The sequence below is a fragment of the Roseivirga sp. BDSF3-8 genome (assembly GCF_041449215.1).
Taxonomy (GTDB): domain Bacteria; phylum Bacteroidota; class Bacteroidia; order Cytophagales; family Cyclobacteriaceae; genus JBGNFV01.
The window spans coordinates 3155329-3170284 of record NZ_JBGNFV010000001.1 but is presented as its reverse complement, the minus strand read 5'-3'; the positions used below and the strand labels follow the sequence as shown (position 1 = coordinate 3170284).

Genomic DNA, 14956 nt, shown 5'->3' with positions numbered 1-14956 from the left:
AAGATTGGGGTGAGTGATTAAAGCCCAAACCCCGGCACAAGCCGTATTGTTAGCCCCCATCAAAAACCAGGGGCAGCGGCAAAGAGAAAGAGGCGCAGGGAAAACCCGATCAGCAGCACGCCCACCACACGGTTCATGATCTTCATAAAGCGGGGGGTGACCACAGACTGCAGCAGATTAGCCAGCCAGCTTTTGAGGATATCCGTAAGGAAAACAGTACCTACTATGGCGGCAAAAAAGGTGACCGTGTCAGCGGAAGAGAAGCCCAGATTAAGCCGGGCCATACTCATAATGCCCACCCAAAAGAGCAGCACAAAGGGATTAATGCCATTGAGCAAAAAGCCTTTGACCACCTGCCGGGTGAGGGTGCCTTTTTCCACCCTGATGCGGGCACCCTCGTTTGGAGAGGTGGGCTTTATAAGATATACTATCCCGAAAATGAGCATGATGGCCCCGCCGGCCGCCCCCAAAAACATCTGAAAGCCCTCGCTGTCCATAAAACGGCTCACCCCGTAATAAGTGATGAGAATGTAGAGACTGTCACTAATACTGATACCCAGGGCCATGCACACCCCCGCCAGCATCCCCTTGCTAATACTCGTCTGTATAAGCGAGAAGAAGACCGGCCCCACCAGCGCTGCCAGCAATAGCCCCATCAGTATACCCTGTAGCAGTGCGTCCATCGTATCAGGCAGATTTGCCCTCTTGTGCCAAAAAGGCCTTCCAGGCCTCGTACTTATCTTTTTTCATCACCCGGGGAAATTTATTCTGCCCCCCTTCCTTGCCCTGCAGCTTCATATATTGGTAAAAGGTGCTGCTGGGCAGCATGTCCAGGTATACATCCTTTAAGGCAGCGCTACGCTCCACCCTGTAGTCATCATTAAGCTCTTTCAGCTTTTCATCCAGCATGTTGCGGAAAGTGTCAGGGTCGGCTTCATTGTCTGTACCTATGTACCAGTGATGGGCGAAAAGCGTGCCGTGGGGTATGCCCGCCACAGTAAACTCTTTCACATTGATATTAAGCTCATCAGCCACCAGCCTTACCGCCTTGTTCATATTGTCCACGCTAAGGTGCTCACCGCACAGGCTCAGAAAGTGCTTCGTACGGCCCGTGATGATCAGTTCGCACTGCTCCTTGTCAGTGAATTTCACCGTGTCCCCTATCAGGTAGCGCCATGCCCCCGAGCACGTGCTCAGCAGTATGGCATACTCCTTTCCCTCTTCCACCTGGTCTATCATCACCGTTTCCGGATTAGAGATCAGGCTGCCGTCGCTATCGAAATTATCGTCTGTAAAAGGCACAAACTCATAGAAGATGCCATTATTAAGCACCAGCTTCATACTATTCGTATTCGGCCGGGCCTGGAAGGCAATGAACCCCTCACTGGCCAGGTAAGTCTCTATATAGTCTATACGCTTGCCCAGCAGCGTGGCAAACCCCTTCCGGTAAGGCTCGAAAGACACCCCCCCGTGCACATATATCTGCAGGTTAGGCCATATGTCATGGATGTTATCCACCCCGTAGTGAGCAATGATCTTTTCCAGCAATATCTGTATCCAGGCCGGTACCCCTACTATGATGCCTATGTTCCACTTGCTGGCATTGAGCACGATATCATCCAGCTTTTGGTCCCACTCGCGGGTGGCGGCTATCTTTTGCCCCGGTTTATAAAAATGCTGAAACCAAAAGGGTATCTGGCTGGCCGTAATGCCACTCAGGTCTCCTTCGAAGTAGCGGCCGTTATAGTTCAGGTGGGTAGAACCTCCCAGCATCAGTATGCCCGACTCAAACAGGGAATCGGGCAGATCATACCGGCCCAGGCTCAGTATCTGCCGGATACTGGTCTTGCGGATGGCCCGGATCATGTCCTTAGTAACCGGTATGTACTTGGACGAAGCCTCCGAAGTACCGGAGCTGAGGGCAAAATACCGCACCTTGCCCGGCCACGAGACACGGCGCTGGCCCTCGCGGGTCTTATGCCACCACCGGCTGTACATAGCATTATAGTCATGTACCGGTACGGATTTGCTATAGGCCGTGTAGAATTTCTTTACATCCTGGGAGCGAAAGGAGTTAAGTACTTTTCTGAACCCATAGGTTCTGCCAAACTCTGTGCCTTTGGCCAGGATCATCAGCTTGCGCAGCTCAGCCTTTTGCAGATCGAAGGCAGAGGTGTACTCCTGCTCCAGGCTTTCGCGGATGCGTATACCGTTTTTTAAAAGTGTGCCCAGTATAGCCATAAATATTTCTTGCTAAAAAATAAGGTTAGTGGCTTTGTCTGTTATGCCTTATCGGACTGTTTCCTGTTCGAATGTCCGAATTATTGCTAATTTCGGCCATTATCCGAAAAATATCGGATCATTCAGTTACAATTATACAAGAGGTTCCATTTTTTTATCTATGAATATTCGCGAAAACATAGAGAGATTCACAGAAGAACTGGAAAAAAACGGTACTCGCCTGTGTGCGGTTAGTAAAACCAAGCCGGTAGAAGACATTAAAGAGGCCTACGAGGCCGGCCAGCGCGTGTTTGGAGAAAATAAGGCGCAGGAAATGGCCGCCAAGCAGGAAGAACTACCCGATGACATCCAGTGGCACATGATAGGCCACCTCCAGCGTAATAAGGTCAAGTACATTGCCCCCTTCGTGAGCCTCATCCACTCCGTAGACAGTGAGCGCCTGCTGAGGGAAGTAAATAAGCAGGGCGCCAAAGCAGAGCGGGTAATCCCCTGCCTGCTGCAGGTACACATCGCCGAAGAAGAAACCAAATTTGGTCTGGACCGTGAGGAGGTACTCGCCCTGCTAAAGCCGGAAACCCTGCAGGAGCTACCTAACGTGGAGATCCGCGGACTGATGGGCATGGCCACTAATACAGACGATGAGGCCTTGGTGCGAAAGGAGTTCAAATCACTGAAGGGCCTTTTTGACGAAATAAAAGAGAACCACAGCAGTGAACAGGTGACCATGAAAGAGCTTAGCATGGGCATGAGTGGTGACTACCAGATCGCTATGGAAGAGGGCAGCACACTGGTACGAATAGGCAGCGCCATATTCGGCGCACGCAATTACGATTAATAACCCCGGGGGACCAGCCCGCAAACCTCCTGTTGAATCAGTTTCTGTGCTTTATATATTCTCCCCGTGTGGGTATACTGCCGGGATTTTAGTATTTTCATGGGTGTAACTAAACATTAGACTACCATGAAAAAGAAAATCGCACTTGACAAACTGTCTGTTTCCAGCTTCGTCACTCAGGATGTAACCCTGGTAAAAGGCGGAGTAACCGGAACCTGCAAAACAAACGGTATCGAAACCTGTGAGCCATGTACCGGCTGGTGGTGCCCCAGCAACCCGGAGCAATGCTAGTAAATGGCTAAGTAAATATCTGATAGTCAGGGCTGTTCCGACAAGGGACAGCCCTTCGTTTTTTAACCCCTATCTCTGTCTAAAGTGAGAAAGTTTGTCTATTTTGATTAAAACAAACCTGACCAAACCATTAAAATCATGAAAAAGCGTGCGATCGAGATCAAATGGGGCCTTATCTTTTTTGTAGTGGCCCTGCTATGGATGGTACTGGAAAAGGGCCTGGGCCTCCACGATAAGTACATAAGCCAGCATGCCATCTATACCAACCTTTTTGCCATACCGGCCATCCTTCTCTATGTGTTTGCCCTGCTGGATAAGCGCAGGAATTTCTATTACGGCCATATAACTTACCGTCAGGCCTTTACAAGCGGGGCTATCATTACCGCCATTGTCATGGTCCTTAGTCCCGTAAGCCAGCTTATTGTACACTACCTCATCACACCCGACTACTTTGCTACGGTGAGTAAGTATGCCGTAAGCACAGGCCAGATGACCCCCCCGGAGGCAGAAAACTACTTTAACCTGCCCAGCTACATGATGCAGGCAATAATAGGTGCCGCCGTACTGGGGTTGCTTACCAGTGCACTGGTAGCCCTTTTTGTCAAGCGTACTACTCACCGCCACCCTGCAGACGTGGAATACGCAGGTAAGTAACCATCTTGCCAGCGTGTGCACCATTCATTGCTTTACATAGCGATGGATTGCCTCTGCCTTTTCACCTGCTGTGATGAGGGGGCCGTCAAGCTAAAAATAAAAGCATGGCAATCTTGCGTAAGATTTAGTTTGATTACTTACCTGTAAATTGTACTTTTACCATACACCCTTCACACATACCCCCAAAAACTTTCGCCCTTTTTTTCACGAAAACCAACCCGGTACTGAACCGTTTCTGAACCGTCTTTAAACCATGTAGGGGAGGGTATTCCTTCGCCTATCGTTCGGTAAGGCCAGACATTGAGCATACTACCTGATAATTGTACATTATCAGTTTTTGTGCATTTCCCTTGATACGCTCAATGCTTAAGAAGAAAAAGCCTGCCTTTATTTTCTATCCACATGCAGATAAGTCCGCCTGAGCCTAAAGCGCCCCAGGCACTATAGATGTCAAACCAAGCTCAAATTGCTTAAAATCAATTAGTAATGGCAAATACCCTCCGAGGAGGGGCAGACGCAGAAAGGTGGCTATAGAAAGATATGACTACCCTGGAGGCTGGGCCGGCAATCCGGTGAGTAAGGCTATGCCCCAAGGGACGGGGCTTTTTAGCCATTAAAGTCAAAGCCACCCTGAGTACCGCAGAACGCACCCGGCAGCTAACAATCCGTCCAACCCGTTCGGATATACCCTGAAAAATCAGTATATTCAACTATAAATCAGATGATTAATATAGATCTCAAAAGAAACTGGCTACCACTATTCATGCCACCGCTATAGACTTTAAAGAGGTCTTTCCTGTATCTGCAGAAAGAACACGGCTGAAGCATGTCCGGGTCTTCCGGCTTATTGACAAGCTAAGAGCCAACTACTACCGCCTGTTTCCTCCCACACATCTGATAGATAGAAGCAAGTTGCTACCAGGCACCATCCCTGTCATTATCAATAACTTTAACCGCTATGCCTCCGTGAGGGCTCTTGTGCAATGGCTGCAACACCTCAGCGTGCCTACCTCTCTGGTTATTCTTGACAATCACTCCACCTATCCGCCCCTGCTGGAGTATTACGATACGCTTAACGAACCGGGCCTACAGGTAGTAAGGCTAAAAAAGAACCATGAACTGGGGATGGTACTGCCTTCAACGATGGTATTGAATGAGTTTGAAAAATATGTGGTCACGGATGCCGACCTGCTGCCCTACCCTTCTACCCCTCCCGATATGCTGGAACAAATGATGCTGGCCCTGGACAAGTACCCATACCTTAATCACGTAGGAGCTTCCCTGGAGGTACAGGATATTCCGGCACACTATCCGCTTTGTAAGGAAGTAAGGCGCTGGGAACAACAATACTGGTGCCACAAGGCTGAGCCGGAGGGCTACCGGGCCTGCATTGATACTACCTTTGCCATGTACAGGCGCACCTCACAGGTAAACCTGGTGGCACCCGCCATGCGGCTGGACAGGCCCTACACCCTTCGCCACCTTGACTGGTACATAGACCCGGACGACATGACGGAAGAATACCGCTATTACCTGCACCACTGTACCACTATCTCTACCTGGAATACCAAGCTGCGCACAGAGCTCTCTGCCAAAGCGGCCCTACCTGCCTGATAGCGGATCCAGAAAGGTAACATGCTGTCCCTGCAGGTAATCCATAATTTCGTAAAACAGGGATTCGGTCTCTTCATGATCATGGATCAGCAGCACCTCATCCGAAAGCAGGTTTGGCATGCCATGACCCTCTTTTACCGGACCAAAAGCCAGCGGTGGGTCGTTCATTACCAGCCTGTCCTGTAGCTCAGCACCTGCCTCTTCTGGTATTTGCGAAGCGTATTTATACCGCCACTCTTCTGCGTCCAGCGTCCACAGCCAGTCCGCATCTTCCGCAAATTCTTTGAAAAACCGGTAATGGATGGAAAATGAGGGGGGAGTGTAGCCTTTACCTACCAGGTGCTGCTGGATAATGATCTTCTTTCGCCGGCCCTCTTCCTCCCAGCGGTGGAGGATCCTGCTTTTCATAGCCCCGGGCATGCTATTGGCTACCTGGTACCGCCACCGCACAAAATGTTTAAGTCCGGACAGACAGGCTTCTTTAAAAGGGTAGAAATGCAGGCCAAACCGGTTATCCCCTTTATCACCGTATGGGAAACGAAACAGGCGCGGCGGGGCTTGTATGCCACAGGCTTCATATGCCTTGCTGATGAGCTCATGCGTTTTATCAATTTCCCGGCAGCAGGCCTGCGGGCTTAGTGTAGAAAAATGACGGTGGCTGTACCCGTGATTACCTATCACATACCCCATCTGTATCGCCTTCAGTACATCCGGCAACTGCTTTTGTAGCCGGTCACCGCGGCAAAAGAATACAGCGGGGATATTCCTTTCGTGCAGGTATTTCAACTTCCGCCCAAATCCTGCTGAAGGGCTGTCATCTATGGTCAGGTAAATTCCTTTGGACATAATACGGCCTGTTTTATTCCCGGGTCATATTATCAAAAGTCGCCTGGCCCCAATATGTTGAGCAGCACCCCTATAGTTTTTAAAAGAACAGGCAAAAAAAGATGGCCGGCTCACGCAGGTCATCTTACTATTTATCTCAATAACAGAAGCTTACCAATGTCCTGAACGCTCAGGAGCACCCCCGCTATGCGACTCCTCTCGCCGGATAGCCGTTCTCCGCCACCCACGACAGGCTTTTGAGCACTTCCTCACCCCCCGGGCGGGTAAAGGGCATAGACTGTATCGTCAGGCCAAAGACAGTCCCGTCAGGTCTTAGAATGAACATGCCAGGTTCGGAGAACACCTCCGGCTCCCCGTCTTTTACAGCGGTGGATATGTAGAGCCCCCACTTTCTGGCTACCTCTTCCGGCAGGCTGTGAGCCATTTTTAAGTCCTGCAGCCCCCAGTCCGCACGGCTTTTCCGTGCCCGTGCCTCTTCATCCATACTTATGGCTACCACGTTTATCCCCGCTTCTTTAAATTTATCCTCATGTGCCTGCATATCCAGTAATTGCTTTTTACAAATAGGACAGTGCAGCCCGCGGTAAAACAATACCACCAGGAAATTTTTAGCCCCGGAGGCCTCCTCATGCAAATCCAGCGTACCGCCACCCAGCAGGGGCAGGGTCAGTTGTGGTGCTTTCGTATCTGGTAATACTCTTCCCGTAGATTGGTTTTTATCCCTCATAATTATTTGCTGTTTTATTCGCTACCCTTCTAACAGTCTCACACAAAAACGGCTGGAAATAATAAGCTATTCTGCCAGTCACTGATAACTTACTGGTTACCTCATAGAAACTATCTGCTGACTGCCGGCAACTATTTCCCGGCAGAGGGGTTGGTAAAGGCATTTGCAACCTAATACTATCCCTCTATGAGTGAACCGGTTAGAATGGCTGTGTTCGACCTGAACAGCACCGTCTACAGCCTTTCTTCTAAAGAAATCTTCTTCAAGTTTGTGTGCTTCAGAAGGAACTACAAACTGATCAATATTTTTCACCTGGGGATGTTCAAAGCCCTCGGAAAGTTCAGAATGGTTTCTCATACAGAATTCAAAGAGAACTTCTTTAACTACCTGAATAAACTGCCTCCAAAAAAGGTATACGAGTTTGCCGCTGACTTCTGGCGGATAGAATACCCCAAGCACTTCAACAAGAACCTGCTGAAACGTATAGACGAACTTCGCAGCCAGGGGGTGGCCATCGTGTTTGCCACCGGCGCCCTGGAGGTGTATGCCGCTCCCTTGTTTGATAACCACCTCAAGGTAGACGCCTGGGTAGGCACACGCGCCGAATACGAAAACGGAACCTATAAAGTGCAGGGCAAGGCCTGCAAGCAGGAAGAAAAGACCCGCCGCATCCGTGAACACTACCATGAGCGCGACATCCATATAGTAGAGGCCTACTCAGACGACGTCGAGCACATGTTTCAGTTAGCAGAGGTGTCTTATCTGGTGAATGACGGAGAGATAGAGCGGTACGAAGGCTAGGCTATCTGAGCTTACAGCGTTCGATAATTAAATACGGGGATAGTTTAAAGACTTAACCTGACTGGTAAAGGGCCCAGAGCCCTTTACTATATATTAAAAGAACGTACTTTCTAAAAAGAAAAAAGGGATGCCTCTATGATGAAGTCATCCCTTTTGTATTGATATTGGTCTATCGGGTCTTATGCCGTCCTAAGAGGATCGGAAACAGCAGGCTGCTCTTCTACCTCTACGCCCATAGTCACCAGCTTACCCTGTTCATCGCCTTTTCTCCTCTTTATTTCTTTCCTGATAAGCATAAACTCGCGGCTGGACTGACCCGCAATACTGGTATTTTCGTCCGCACGCCTCATCAGGTAGGGCATCACCGCTTTCACAGGGCCGTAGGGCACATACTTGGCCACATTATAGCCACCCTTTGCCAGGTTGAAGCTAATATTGTCGCTCATGCCATAAAGCTGGGCAAACCACACACGGTCATCATCCGGCCGCATGCCATAGTCATTCATCAGCTTCATAAGCAGGTAATTGCTGCTGTCATTATGAGAGCCGGAACACAGCCTTACCGTATCATTGTGCTCAAGGCAATAAGCCAGGGCTGCGTCAAAATCCTGATCAGTATCTGCCTTAGTAGGCTGAATAGGGTCAGTATACCCTTCCTCCTCAGCGCGGTCACGCTCCTTTTCCATATAGGCACCACGCACCAGCTTTACACCAAGGTAATAGCCCTCACTTTTGGCATCGGTATGAGCCTCTTTAAGCAGGCCCAGCATATCGTGCCGGTACATCTGGAAAGTATTATATACGATGCAGCGCTCACGGTTGTAGCGCCTCATCATCTCATAGGTGATCTCGTCTATCGTATGCTGAAACCAGCTTTCCTCACCATCTATAAATAAGCGGACCTTTTTCTCATGGGCCGTACGGCAGATCTCATCCACGCGCTGCCATACCCTGTCCATAGCGGCTTTATCCTTTTCGCTAAGCTGCTTATTCTTCTGATAGCGTGTAAGCAGGGCAGAGTCGGCCAGGCCGCTCACTTTAAATACACAGTAAGGTATGCGTGCGTCTCCTTCGGAGCGCACGATTGTTTTTATAATCTCGTCTTTAGTCTTATCAAAGCCCTTTTGAGATTTCTCACCTTCGACTGAGTAGTCGAGTATGGTGCCGATCTCATATTTGGCAAGTTGCTTAATGGTGGCTTCACTATCTGCAATGGTTTCTCCACCACAAAACAAGTCAAAAAGGGTGCTTCTCACGATGCCCCTTACCGGAAGCCCCACTTTGAAAGCCAACTTTAGCATTTTTTGGCCTACCTTTACTACCGATGCGTTGTTCATGATAGAATATATAAGATACGCCTTCCTCAATTCCTTATCGGATTTGTAGGAAAATGCTACAGAAGTGTCTTCAAACGAAACAATGGGATAACTTTCCATATAACCAATATCAAACGTTTGCAATATAATAGAAACACGCTGACGGCAACTTGTTCACGGAGAAAAAAAACTTTGCCATGACAGAAAATTCTAGCAGCATGCCGAAAATTGCTGATTGGTGGCCGAAAACGTCGGATAAAAACGCCCCGTGGGAAGCTAATCCGTGGGTAGTAGCCGGCCCCTGCAGCGCAGAAACTGAAGAGCAACTGAGGGAAACTGCCACGGCCGTTTATCATAAAGGCATACGCACCATTCGCGCCGGTGTGTGGAAGCCCCGCACCCGTCCGGATAGCTTTGAAGGGATTGGTGAAGAGGCCCTGGTGTGGCTTTCGGATCTCAAAAAAGACCTGGACATACGCACCGCCACCGAAGTAGCCACCCCGGAGCACGTGGAGCTGGCACTCAAGCATGGCGTGGACATTCTATGGATAGGCGCACGCTCTACCGTGAACCCATTTACCGTACAAGCCATAGCCGAAGCCCTCAGAGGCGTGGACAAGCCGGTGCTAGTCAAAAACCCCATCAATCCCGACCTCACCCTGTGGATAGGCGCCCTGGAGCGCCTCATACGCTGTGGCGCAACCAAGCTGGGGGCAATACACCGCGGCTTTAGCTCCTTCCAGAAGACACGCTTCCGCAACGTACCCATGTGGAAGATCCCCATAGAACTGAAACGGCTGTGGCCCGAGCTACCCCTCATGGCCGATCCAAGCCACATAGGCGGTGACCGCAGCATGATAGCCGATATATCGCAGGTGGCACTGGACCTGAACTATGACGGCCTTATGATCGAAACGCACCGCGACCCTGATCACGCCTGGAGCGATGCCAAGCAACAGGTAACACCCGACGCGCTGCAGGAAATACTTCAGGGACTGAAGGTGCGAAAGCCAGCCGCGGAAGATGCAGGCTTTACCAGTCTCCTGGAAGAACTGAGAGAACAGATAGACCACGCCGACCAGGAAATACTGGAGGCCATGGCGCGGCGTATGAGCCTGGTACAGCGTATAGGTGAGTATAAAAAAACCAATAACGTAGCCGTATTGCAGATAGAGCGCTGGAAGGAAATATTCCACAGCCGCCAGGAGTGGGCCGAGGCGCTGCACCTGAACAAAGACTTTGTGGCGGAATTTTACCGGATGATGCACCAGGAATCCATCCGCCGCCAGACCAACCTGATGACGGACGACGAGACGTCCGGCGAAAATACTGACTGAAAAAGAACCCCTGAGATGACCATCCAAAACGTACAGATAGAAAAGGACCTGGACAGCCTGTCCGCACATATTGCCACCATGGACTTTACCTCTTTGGCTGTACTCGTAGATGAAAATACGGAAGCCCACTGCTACCCTTGGGTAAAGCGCTACCTGCCAGAACACACCCTGATCCGGATCACCAGCGGAGAAAAAAATAAAACGCTGGACACCTGCCAGAAAATATGGCAGGCAATGACCGACGCAAAAATGGACCGTCGCGGCCTGATGCTGAACCTGGGCGGTGGCGTGATCGGTGACATGGGCGGCTTCTGTGCGGCTACCTATAAGCGCGGCATCAACTTCATCAATGTGCCCACTACCCTGCTGGCCCAGGTAGATGCAAGTGTAGGGGGCAAGCTGGGGATAGACTTCGGGGCACTGAAAAACCACATCGGCATATTTCGTATTCCCGACCGGGTACTTATCTATCCGGTCCTTCTACAGACGCTACCCGAACGCGAACTGAGATCGGGCTTTGCCGAAGTGCTCAAACATGGCCTTATAGCAGATGCAGCCTACTGGGAAAGGTCTCGAAACCTGAGTCTGGCCAGTGCGGACTGGACAGAAGTGGTAGCCGCTTCGGTAAAGATAAAAAAGGAGGTGGTGGAGAATGACCCCACCGAAAAGGGCCTGCGCAAGATCCTGAACTTCGGCCATACAGTGGGCCATGCTGTGGAAAGCTATTTTCTGGATACCGAAAACCATCTGCTACACGGTGAGGCCATTGCCATTGGTATGGTGGCAGAAGCCTACCTATCGGCCAGCCGGTGCGGCCTGCAGCCTGAAGAATGCGACATGATTCGTGATACCATGCTATCCGTATATGGCCACGCACCCATAGGCACCGAACACTTCGATGCCATTACGGCACTTACTGTGCAGGATAAAAAGAATGAAGGGGGAAATGTGCTTGCAGCGCTGCTTAATGGAATAGGAAAAGCACGCTACGATGTACAGATCAGTGCAGAGGAAGTGAGAAAATCCCTGATCTATTACAATGAAGGGAAATAAAAAAACCTGCAAAAGATCCGAAGTGGTCTTTTGCAGGTTTTGAAGCTGGCTGAATTAGTTCTTAATATTATCAGCTACCTTCTTGCTGTATCCGTCCAGATCTTCAAGGACAGAATCAGTCAGATCACTGATTTTCAATGCAGTTTTATCCCACGTGGTCTCGAGTTCATCTTTCCACGTGTCTATATTTTTACCTAGCTTTTTACGGGTTTTTTCTCCCGAATCAGGGGCCAGTAACAGACCGGTTAATGCGCCTGCAGCTGCACCTGCTAAAAATGCTATCAAAGTTTTTTCGGTATTATCCATGTGCTGAAAAGTGGTTAAATGATGCAATCAATGCTTAATTATAACGTGCCCGTCGGGCAAATGTTTAAAAAATCCTGAATGAAGGGTGAACTTCCCTCCTCCCGGCTGTTGTGATAACAGTAATTTACGATATTTAGATCAACTTTCTAAACCTGAGAACTGAACTGACCTCATGTCTGTCTTATTGAAAAAGAGCCCTGCGCTTACCGATACATCCATCTCCCTGCCTTCATCCAAGAGCGAAAGCAATCGCGCATTGGTCATTAAAGCCTACAGCCACAGCACTATAAGCCTGAGCAATCTGAGCCCGGCCCGGGACACCCGCACCATGCTGCGCCTGCTGGACGAGGACCCTGACGTATACGATGTGCTGGATGCAGGTACCACCATGCGCTTTCTTACCGCCTTCTGTGCGGTGATGGGGAAAAAGAAATTGCTCACCGGCACAGACCGGATGAAGGAAAGACCCATTGGCTTGCTGGCAGATGCCCTGCGGCACCTCGGGGCAGATATCAGTTATGAGGGACAGAAGGGTTATCCGCCCCTTCGTACCAATGGATTTGACCGTGACAGCCTGGTACATGAAGTCAGCATCCGTGGCGATGTAAGCAGCCAGTTTATCTCCGCCTTGCTCATGGCCGGCCCCGTGCTACCCGTAGGCCTTACGCTTAAGCTTACGGACAAGATAGGCAGCCGGCCCTATATAGATATGACGCTGGCCCTGATGAACCGCTTCGGTGCCACCGCCATGTGGGAGTCTAATGATGTAGTGCGCGTCTTACCTACTGGATACAGCGGTGGCTCATACGAAATAGAGTCTGACTGGTCAGGCGCCAGCTACTGGTATAGCCTGATGGCCATAGCGCGTAATGGCCGCCTCCTGCTCAAAGGACTCCGTGATGTGTCTATGCAGGGCGACCGGGAGATAGCCAATATCATGGAAAAACTTGGGGTACACTCTTCTTTTACCAATGAGGGAGTCGTTCTTACCCCCGGCCCTGAGCCAGATCCTAAGCAGGCGCTGGAAATAGACTTTACCGGCTGCCCCGACCTGGCACAGACAGTAGCCGTAACCTGTACGGCACTGGGCATTAAATGCACCATGAATGGGGTGGAAAGCCTGCGCATTAAAGAGACAGACCGGATCAAAGCCCTGCAGCAGGAAATAGAAAAGACCGGCGAGAGCCGCCTCTACGCCATAAGCGATACCACCTGCGTGCTGCAGCCAGGTGAGGTACGCCTACCGGAAAAACCTCTTTTCATAAACACCTATGATGATCACCGCATGGCCATGGCCTTTGCCCCCCTGTCGGTACTCATGCCCCTGGAAATAGAAGATCCGGCCGTGACGGCCAAATCATATCCTGATTTTTGGAAGGATTTTGAATCTGCAGGCATCTCTCTGACGTTCAACCAATAGACCGGGGATTCTCAAAAAATACCTGTAGATTTCGCCCGGTAACATAAACCAAAACCGCTATCATGTATATAGACGCTATGGCCAGTTACGTGCCCCAGGAAGTAGTGCCCAACGCATACTTCGAGCAGGTGGCAGGCCTTACGAATGACTGGATCGTAGAACGGACCGGTATAAGAGAAAGACGCAAAGCCGGTGAGGGCGAAAACACGAACACAATGGGGGTAAAGGCTGTGGAGACAGGCCTGGACCTTATAAGCTTTTCACCTGACAAGATCGACCTTATTGTAGGAGCTACCTACACCCCTCATGACACCATTGTGACCCTGGCCCACGCCATACAGCACCGCCTGGATATACACGACGTGCCTTCATTTTCGGTATCCTCTGCCTGCAGCTCCCTGGTAAACGCAGTAGAAATAGTGGAAGGGTACTTTGCCATGAACAAAGCCACCCATGCCGTGGTAGTGGTGAGCGACCACAATACTGCCTACAGCAATGACGAGGACCCTAAATCCGGCCCGCTCTGGGGAGACGGGGCAGCCGCCCTCTTTATCACAAAAGAAAAACATCACGACCGCGCCATCAGGATCACCGACGTGCTTACCGGTGGTGCCGCTACCCGTGGCAAGGCCACCCAGGCCATTACCCTCCGTCCTCTCGCCGGCTTTGATATGCCCTTTGGCAAAGATGTGTTCATTCATGCCTGCCAGTACATGCCTTCAGCCACCAATGACCTGCTGAAAAGGAATGGCAAAACAGTGGAAGACATCCGCTTTCTGATTCCGCACCAGGCTAACCTGCGTATCACAAAAAACGTAATGGAAACCCTGAAACTACCCGAAGAAAAGGCGCTGGGCAACATTCAGATACGCGGCAACACAGGCTGCGCAGGCTGTGGTATTGTATTAGATGAAAACAAAGACCGCTACCAGCCCGGCGATCTCATCGTGATCACAGTATTTGGTGGTGGCTATTCCTATGGCGCCATGTTGCTTGAGGTATAGACGGCAACCAATAGGTAAATTTTCTCGTATACAAAGGTAAAATTACCTATTTTTGCAAGACACCTGACGGGAGGAATTATGACCGAGTTAGAAGCTGTTCATCGCCAGATTCTCAGGAGAATACCGAAGAGGATAAACGATATGGACGTACTGCTGTATCTGCAAAAGAATACAGTGAACTACGAGTACGTCCAGACGCTGAAACGAACCACCCGCTTCAACGATGAATTGCTCTCCGGCTGGCTCAACGTGAATATTAAAACCTTTCGTACTTACAAAAAGGCCGACCAGGAAATAAATATCAGCACCAGGGAGCACGTACTAATGCTCCTTTCCCTGACCCAGCATGGCATAGCCGTATTCGGCTCCATTGAGAAATTCCAGGAGTGGCTGGACAAAGAAAACTTTTACTTTAATAACCAGGCGCCGAAGGCTTACCTGAATACGGTCACCGGCATCCGCTTCGTAGACGGCAGGCTCACCGCTATGGAGTACGGCGACAACGTGTAAG

The 14956-nt window shown here is 50.2% G+C and carries 16 protein-coding genes; 10 read left to right on the top strand and 6 right to left on the bottom strand.

Going from position 1 to position 14956, the window contains the following annotated elements; genetic code table 11:
- Positions 1–59: 59 nt before the first annotated feature.
- Positions 60–683 (bottom strand): LysE family translocator, encoded by a 624-nt coding sequence (locus AB9P05_RS13275; protein ID WP_371909308.1) that lies wholly within the window; start codon positions 681–683, stop codon positions 60–62.
- Between the two features lie 4 nt (positions 684–687).
- Complete coding sequence (locus AB9P05_RS13270) at positions 688–2241, bottom strand: GH3 auxin-responsive promoter family protein (RefSeq protein ID WP_371909307.1); 1554 nt, start codon at positions 2239–2241, stop codon at positions 688–690.
- Positions 2242–2401: 160 nt separating this feature from the next.
- Between AB9P05_RS13270 and AB9P05_RS13265 the strand changes: the two genes are divergently transcribed.
- The 4 genes from AB9P05_RS13265 (at position 2402) to AB9P05_RS13250 (ending at position 5635) form a co-directional block, all read left to right on the top strand.
- On the top strand, positions 2402–3076 hold the full coding sequence (locus tag AB9P05_RS13265; protein WP_371909306.1) for a YggS family pyridoxal phosphate-dependent enzyme: 675 nt from the start codon (positions 2402–2404) through the stop codon (positions 3074–3076).
- A gap of 126 nt (positions 3077–3202) precedes the next feature.
- Complete coding sequence (locus AB9P05_RS13260) at positions 3203–3367, top strand: hypothetical protein (RefSeq protein ID WP_371909305.1); 165 nt, start codon at positions 3203–3205, stop codon at positions 3365–3367.
- A 138-nt stretch (positions 3368–3505) separates the two neighbouring features.
- Positions 3506–4021 (top strand): DUF4199 domain-containing protein, encoded by a 516-nt coding sequence (locus AB9P05_RS13255; protein ID WP_371909304.1) that lies wholly within the window; start codon positions 3506–3508, stop codon positions 4019–4021.
- 912 nt (positions 4022–4933) lie between these two features.
- Positions 4934–5635: a hypothetical protein gene (locus tag AB9P05_RS13250; RefSeq protein ID WP_371909303.1), complete on the top strand. Its 702-nt coding sequence runs from the start codon at positions 4934–4936 to the stop codon at positions 5633–5635.
- Here AB9P05_RS13250 and AB9P05_RS13245 read toward each other — a convergent pair.
- Together AB9P05_RS13245 and AB9P05_RS13240 are read right to left on the bottom strand one after the other, a co-directional pair.
- Entirely contained in the window at positions 5624–6481 is an 858-nt protein-coding gene (locus AB9P05_RS13245) for a polysaccharide deacetylase family protein (RefSeq protein WP_371909302.1), read from the bottom strand. The genes AB9P05_RS13250 and AB9P05_RS13245 overlap by 12 nt on opposite strands.
- Positions 6482–6665: 184 nt before the next feature.
- A complete protein-coding gene (locus AB9P05_RS13240; RefSeq protein WP_371909301.1) occupies positions 6666–7208 on the bottom strand; it encodes a peroxiredoxin-like family protein in 543 nt (180 codons plus the stop codon).
- A 186-nt stretch (positions 7209–7394) separates the two neighbouring features.
- On the opposite strand from AB9P05_RS13240, the gene AB9P05_RS13235 reads away from it, so the two are divergent.
- Positions 7395–8009 carry an HAD family hydrolase gene (locus tag AB9P05_RS13235; RefSeq protein WP_371909300.1) on the top strand — a complete coding sequence of 205 codons (615 nt, stop codon included), beginning with the start codon at positions 7395–7397 and terminating at the stop codon, positions 8007–8009.
- Between the two features lie 179 nt (positions 8010–8188).
- Here AB9P05_RS13235 and AB9P05_RS13230 read toward each other — a convergent pair whose 3' ends face one another.
- Positions 8189–9346: a proline dehydrogenase family protein gene (locus tag AB9P05_RS13230; protein ID WP_371909299.1), complete on the bottom strand. Its 1158-nt coding sequence runs from the start codon at positions 9344–9346 to the stop codon at positions 8189–8191.
- Positions 9347–9522: 176 nt separating this feature from the next.
- On the opposite strand from AB9P05_RS13230, the gene AB9P05_RS13225 reads away from it, so the two are divergent.
- Positions 9523–10662: a chorismate mutase gene (locus AB9P05_RS13225; RefSeq protein ID WP_371909298.1), complete on the top strand. Its 1140-nt coding sequence runs from the start codon at positions 9523–9525 to the stop codon at positions 10660–10662.
- Between the two features lie 15 nt (positions 10663–10677).
- A complete protein-coding gene (gene aroB / locus AB9P05_RS13220) occupies positions 10678–11715 on the top strand; it encodes a 3-dehydroquinate synthase (protein WP_371909297.1) in 1038 nt (345 codons plus the stop codon).
- Positions 11716–11769: 54 nt separating this feature from the next.
- Here aroB and AB9P05_RS13215 read toward each other — a convergent pair whose 3' ends face one another.
- Complete coding sequence (locus AB9P05_RS13215; protein WP_371909296.1) at positions 11770–12021, bottom strand: YtxH domain-containing protein; 252 nt, start codon at positions 12019–12021, stop codon at positions 11770–11772.
- Positions 12022–12193: 172 nt separating this feature from the next.
- Here AB9P05_RS13215 and AB9P05_RS13210 point away from each other — a divergent pair, with 172 nt between their 5' ends.
- The 3 genes from AB9P05_RS13210 (at position 12194) to AB9P05_RS13200 (ending at position 14955) form a co-directional block, all read left to right on the top strand.
- Entirely contained in the window at positions 12194–13441 is a 1248-nt protein-coding gene (locus AB9P05_RS13210) for a 3-phosphoshikimate 1-carboxyvinyltransferase (protein WP_371909295.1), read from the top strand.
- Between the two features lie 62 nt (positions 13442–13503).
- Complete coding sequence (locus tag AB9P05_RS13205) at positions 13504–14445, top strand: 3-oxoacyl-ACP synthase III family protein (protein ID WP_371909294.1); 942 nt, start codon at positions 13504–13506, stop codon at positions 14443–14445.
- A gap of 78 nt (positions 14446–14523) precedes the next feature.
- On the top strand, positions 14524–14955 hold the full coding sequence (locus AB9P05_RS13200) for an antitoxin Xre/MbcA/ParS toxin-binding domain-containing protein (RefSeq protein ID WP_371909293.1): 432 nt from the start codon (positions 14524–14526) through the stop codon (positions 14953–14955).
- Position 14956: the final 1 nt, after the last annotated feature.

Excerpts from the sequence above, each read along its gene's own strand:
- aroB (WP_371909297.1), top strand. The coding sequence starts at position 10,678 with ATGACCATCCAAAACGTACAGATAGAAAAGGACCTGGACAGCCTGTCC.
- AB9P05_RS13200 (WP_371909293.1), top strand. The coding sequence starts at position 14,524 with ATGACCGAGTTAGAAGCTGTTCATCGCCAGATTCTCAGGAGAATACCG.
- AB9P05_RS13210 (WP_371909295.1), top strand. The coding sequence starts at position 12,194 with ATGTCTGTCTTATTGAAAAAGAGCCCTGCGCTTACCGATACATCCATC.
- AB9P05_RS13235 (WP_371909300.1), top strand. The coding sequence starts at position 7,395 with ATGAGTGAACCGGTTAGAATGGCTGTGTTCGACCTGAACAGCACCGTC.
- AB9P05_RS13265 (WP_371909306.1), top strand. The coding sequence starts at position 2,402 with ATGAATATTCGCGAAAACATAGAGAGATTCACAGAAGAACTGGAAAAA.
- AB9P05_RS13205 (WP_371909294.1), top strand. The coding sequence starts at position 13,504 with ATGTATATAGACGCTATGGCCAGTTACGTGCCCCAGGAAGTAGTGCCC.
- AB9P05_RS13225 (WP_371909298.1), top strand. The coding sequence starts at position 9,523 with ATGACAGAAAATTCTAGCAGCATGCCGAAAATTGCTGATTGGTGGCCG.
- AB9P05_RS13275 (WP_371909308.1), bottom strand. The coding sequence starts at position 683 with ATGGACGCACTGCTACAGGGTATACTGATGGGGCTATTGCTGGCAGCG.
- AB9P05_RS13215 (WP_371909296.1), bottom strand. The coding sequence starts at position 12,021 with ATGGATAATACCGAAAAAACTTTGATAGCATTTTTAGCAGGTGCAGCT.
- AB9P05_RS13260 (WP_371909305.1), top strand. The coding sequence starts at position 3,203 with ATGAAAAAGAAAATCGCACTTGACAAACTGTCTGTTTCCAGCTTCGTC.
- AB9P05_RS13270 (WP_371909307.1), bottom strand. The coding sequence starts at position 2,241 with ATGGCTATACTGGGCACACTTTTAAAAAACGGTATACGCATCCGCGAA.
- AB9P05_RS13230 (WP_371909299.1), bottom strand. The coding sequence starts at position 9,346 with ATGAACAACGCATCGGTAGTAAAGGTAGGCCAAAAAATGCTAAAGTTG.
- AB9P05_RS13245 (WP_371909302.1), bottom strand. The coding sequence starts at position 6,481 with ATGTCCAAAGGAATTTACCTGACCATAGATGACAGCCCTTCAGCAGGA.
- AB9P05_RS13255 (WP_371909304.1), top strand. The coding sequence starts at position 3,506 with ATGAAAAAGCGTGCGATCGAGATCAAATGGGGCCTTATCTTTTTTGTA.
- AB9P05_RS13240 (WP_371909301.1), bottom strand. The coding sequence starts at position 7,208 with ATGAGGGATAAAAACCAATCTACGGGAAGAGTATTACCAGATACGAAA.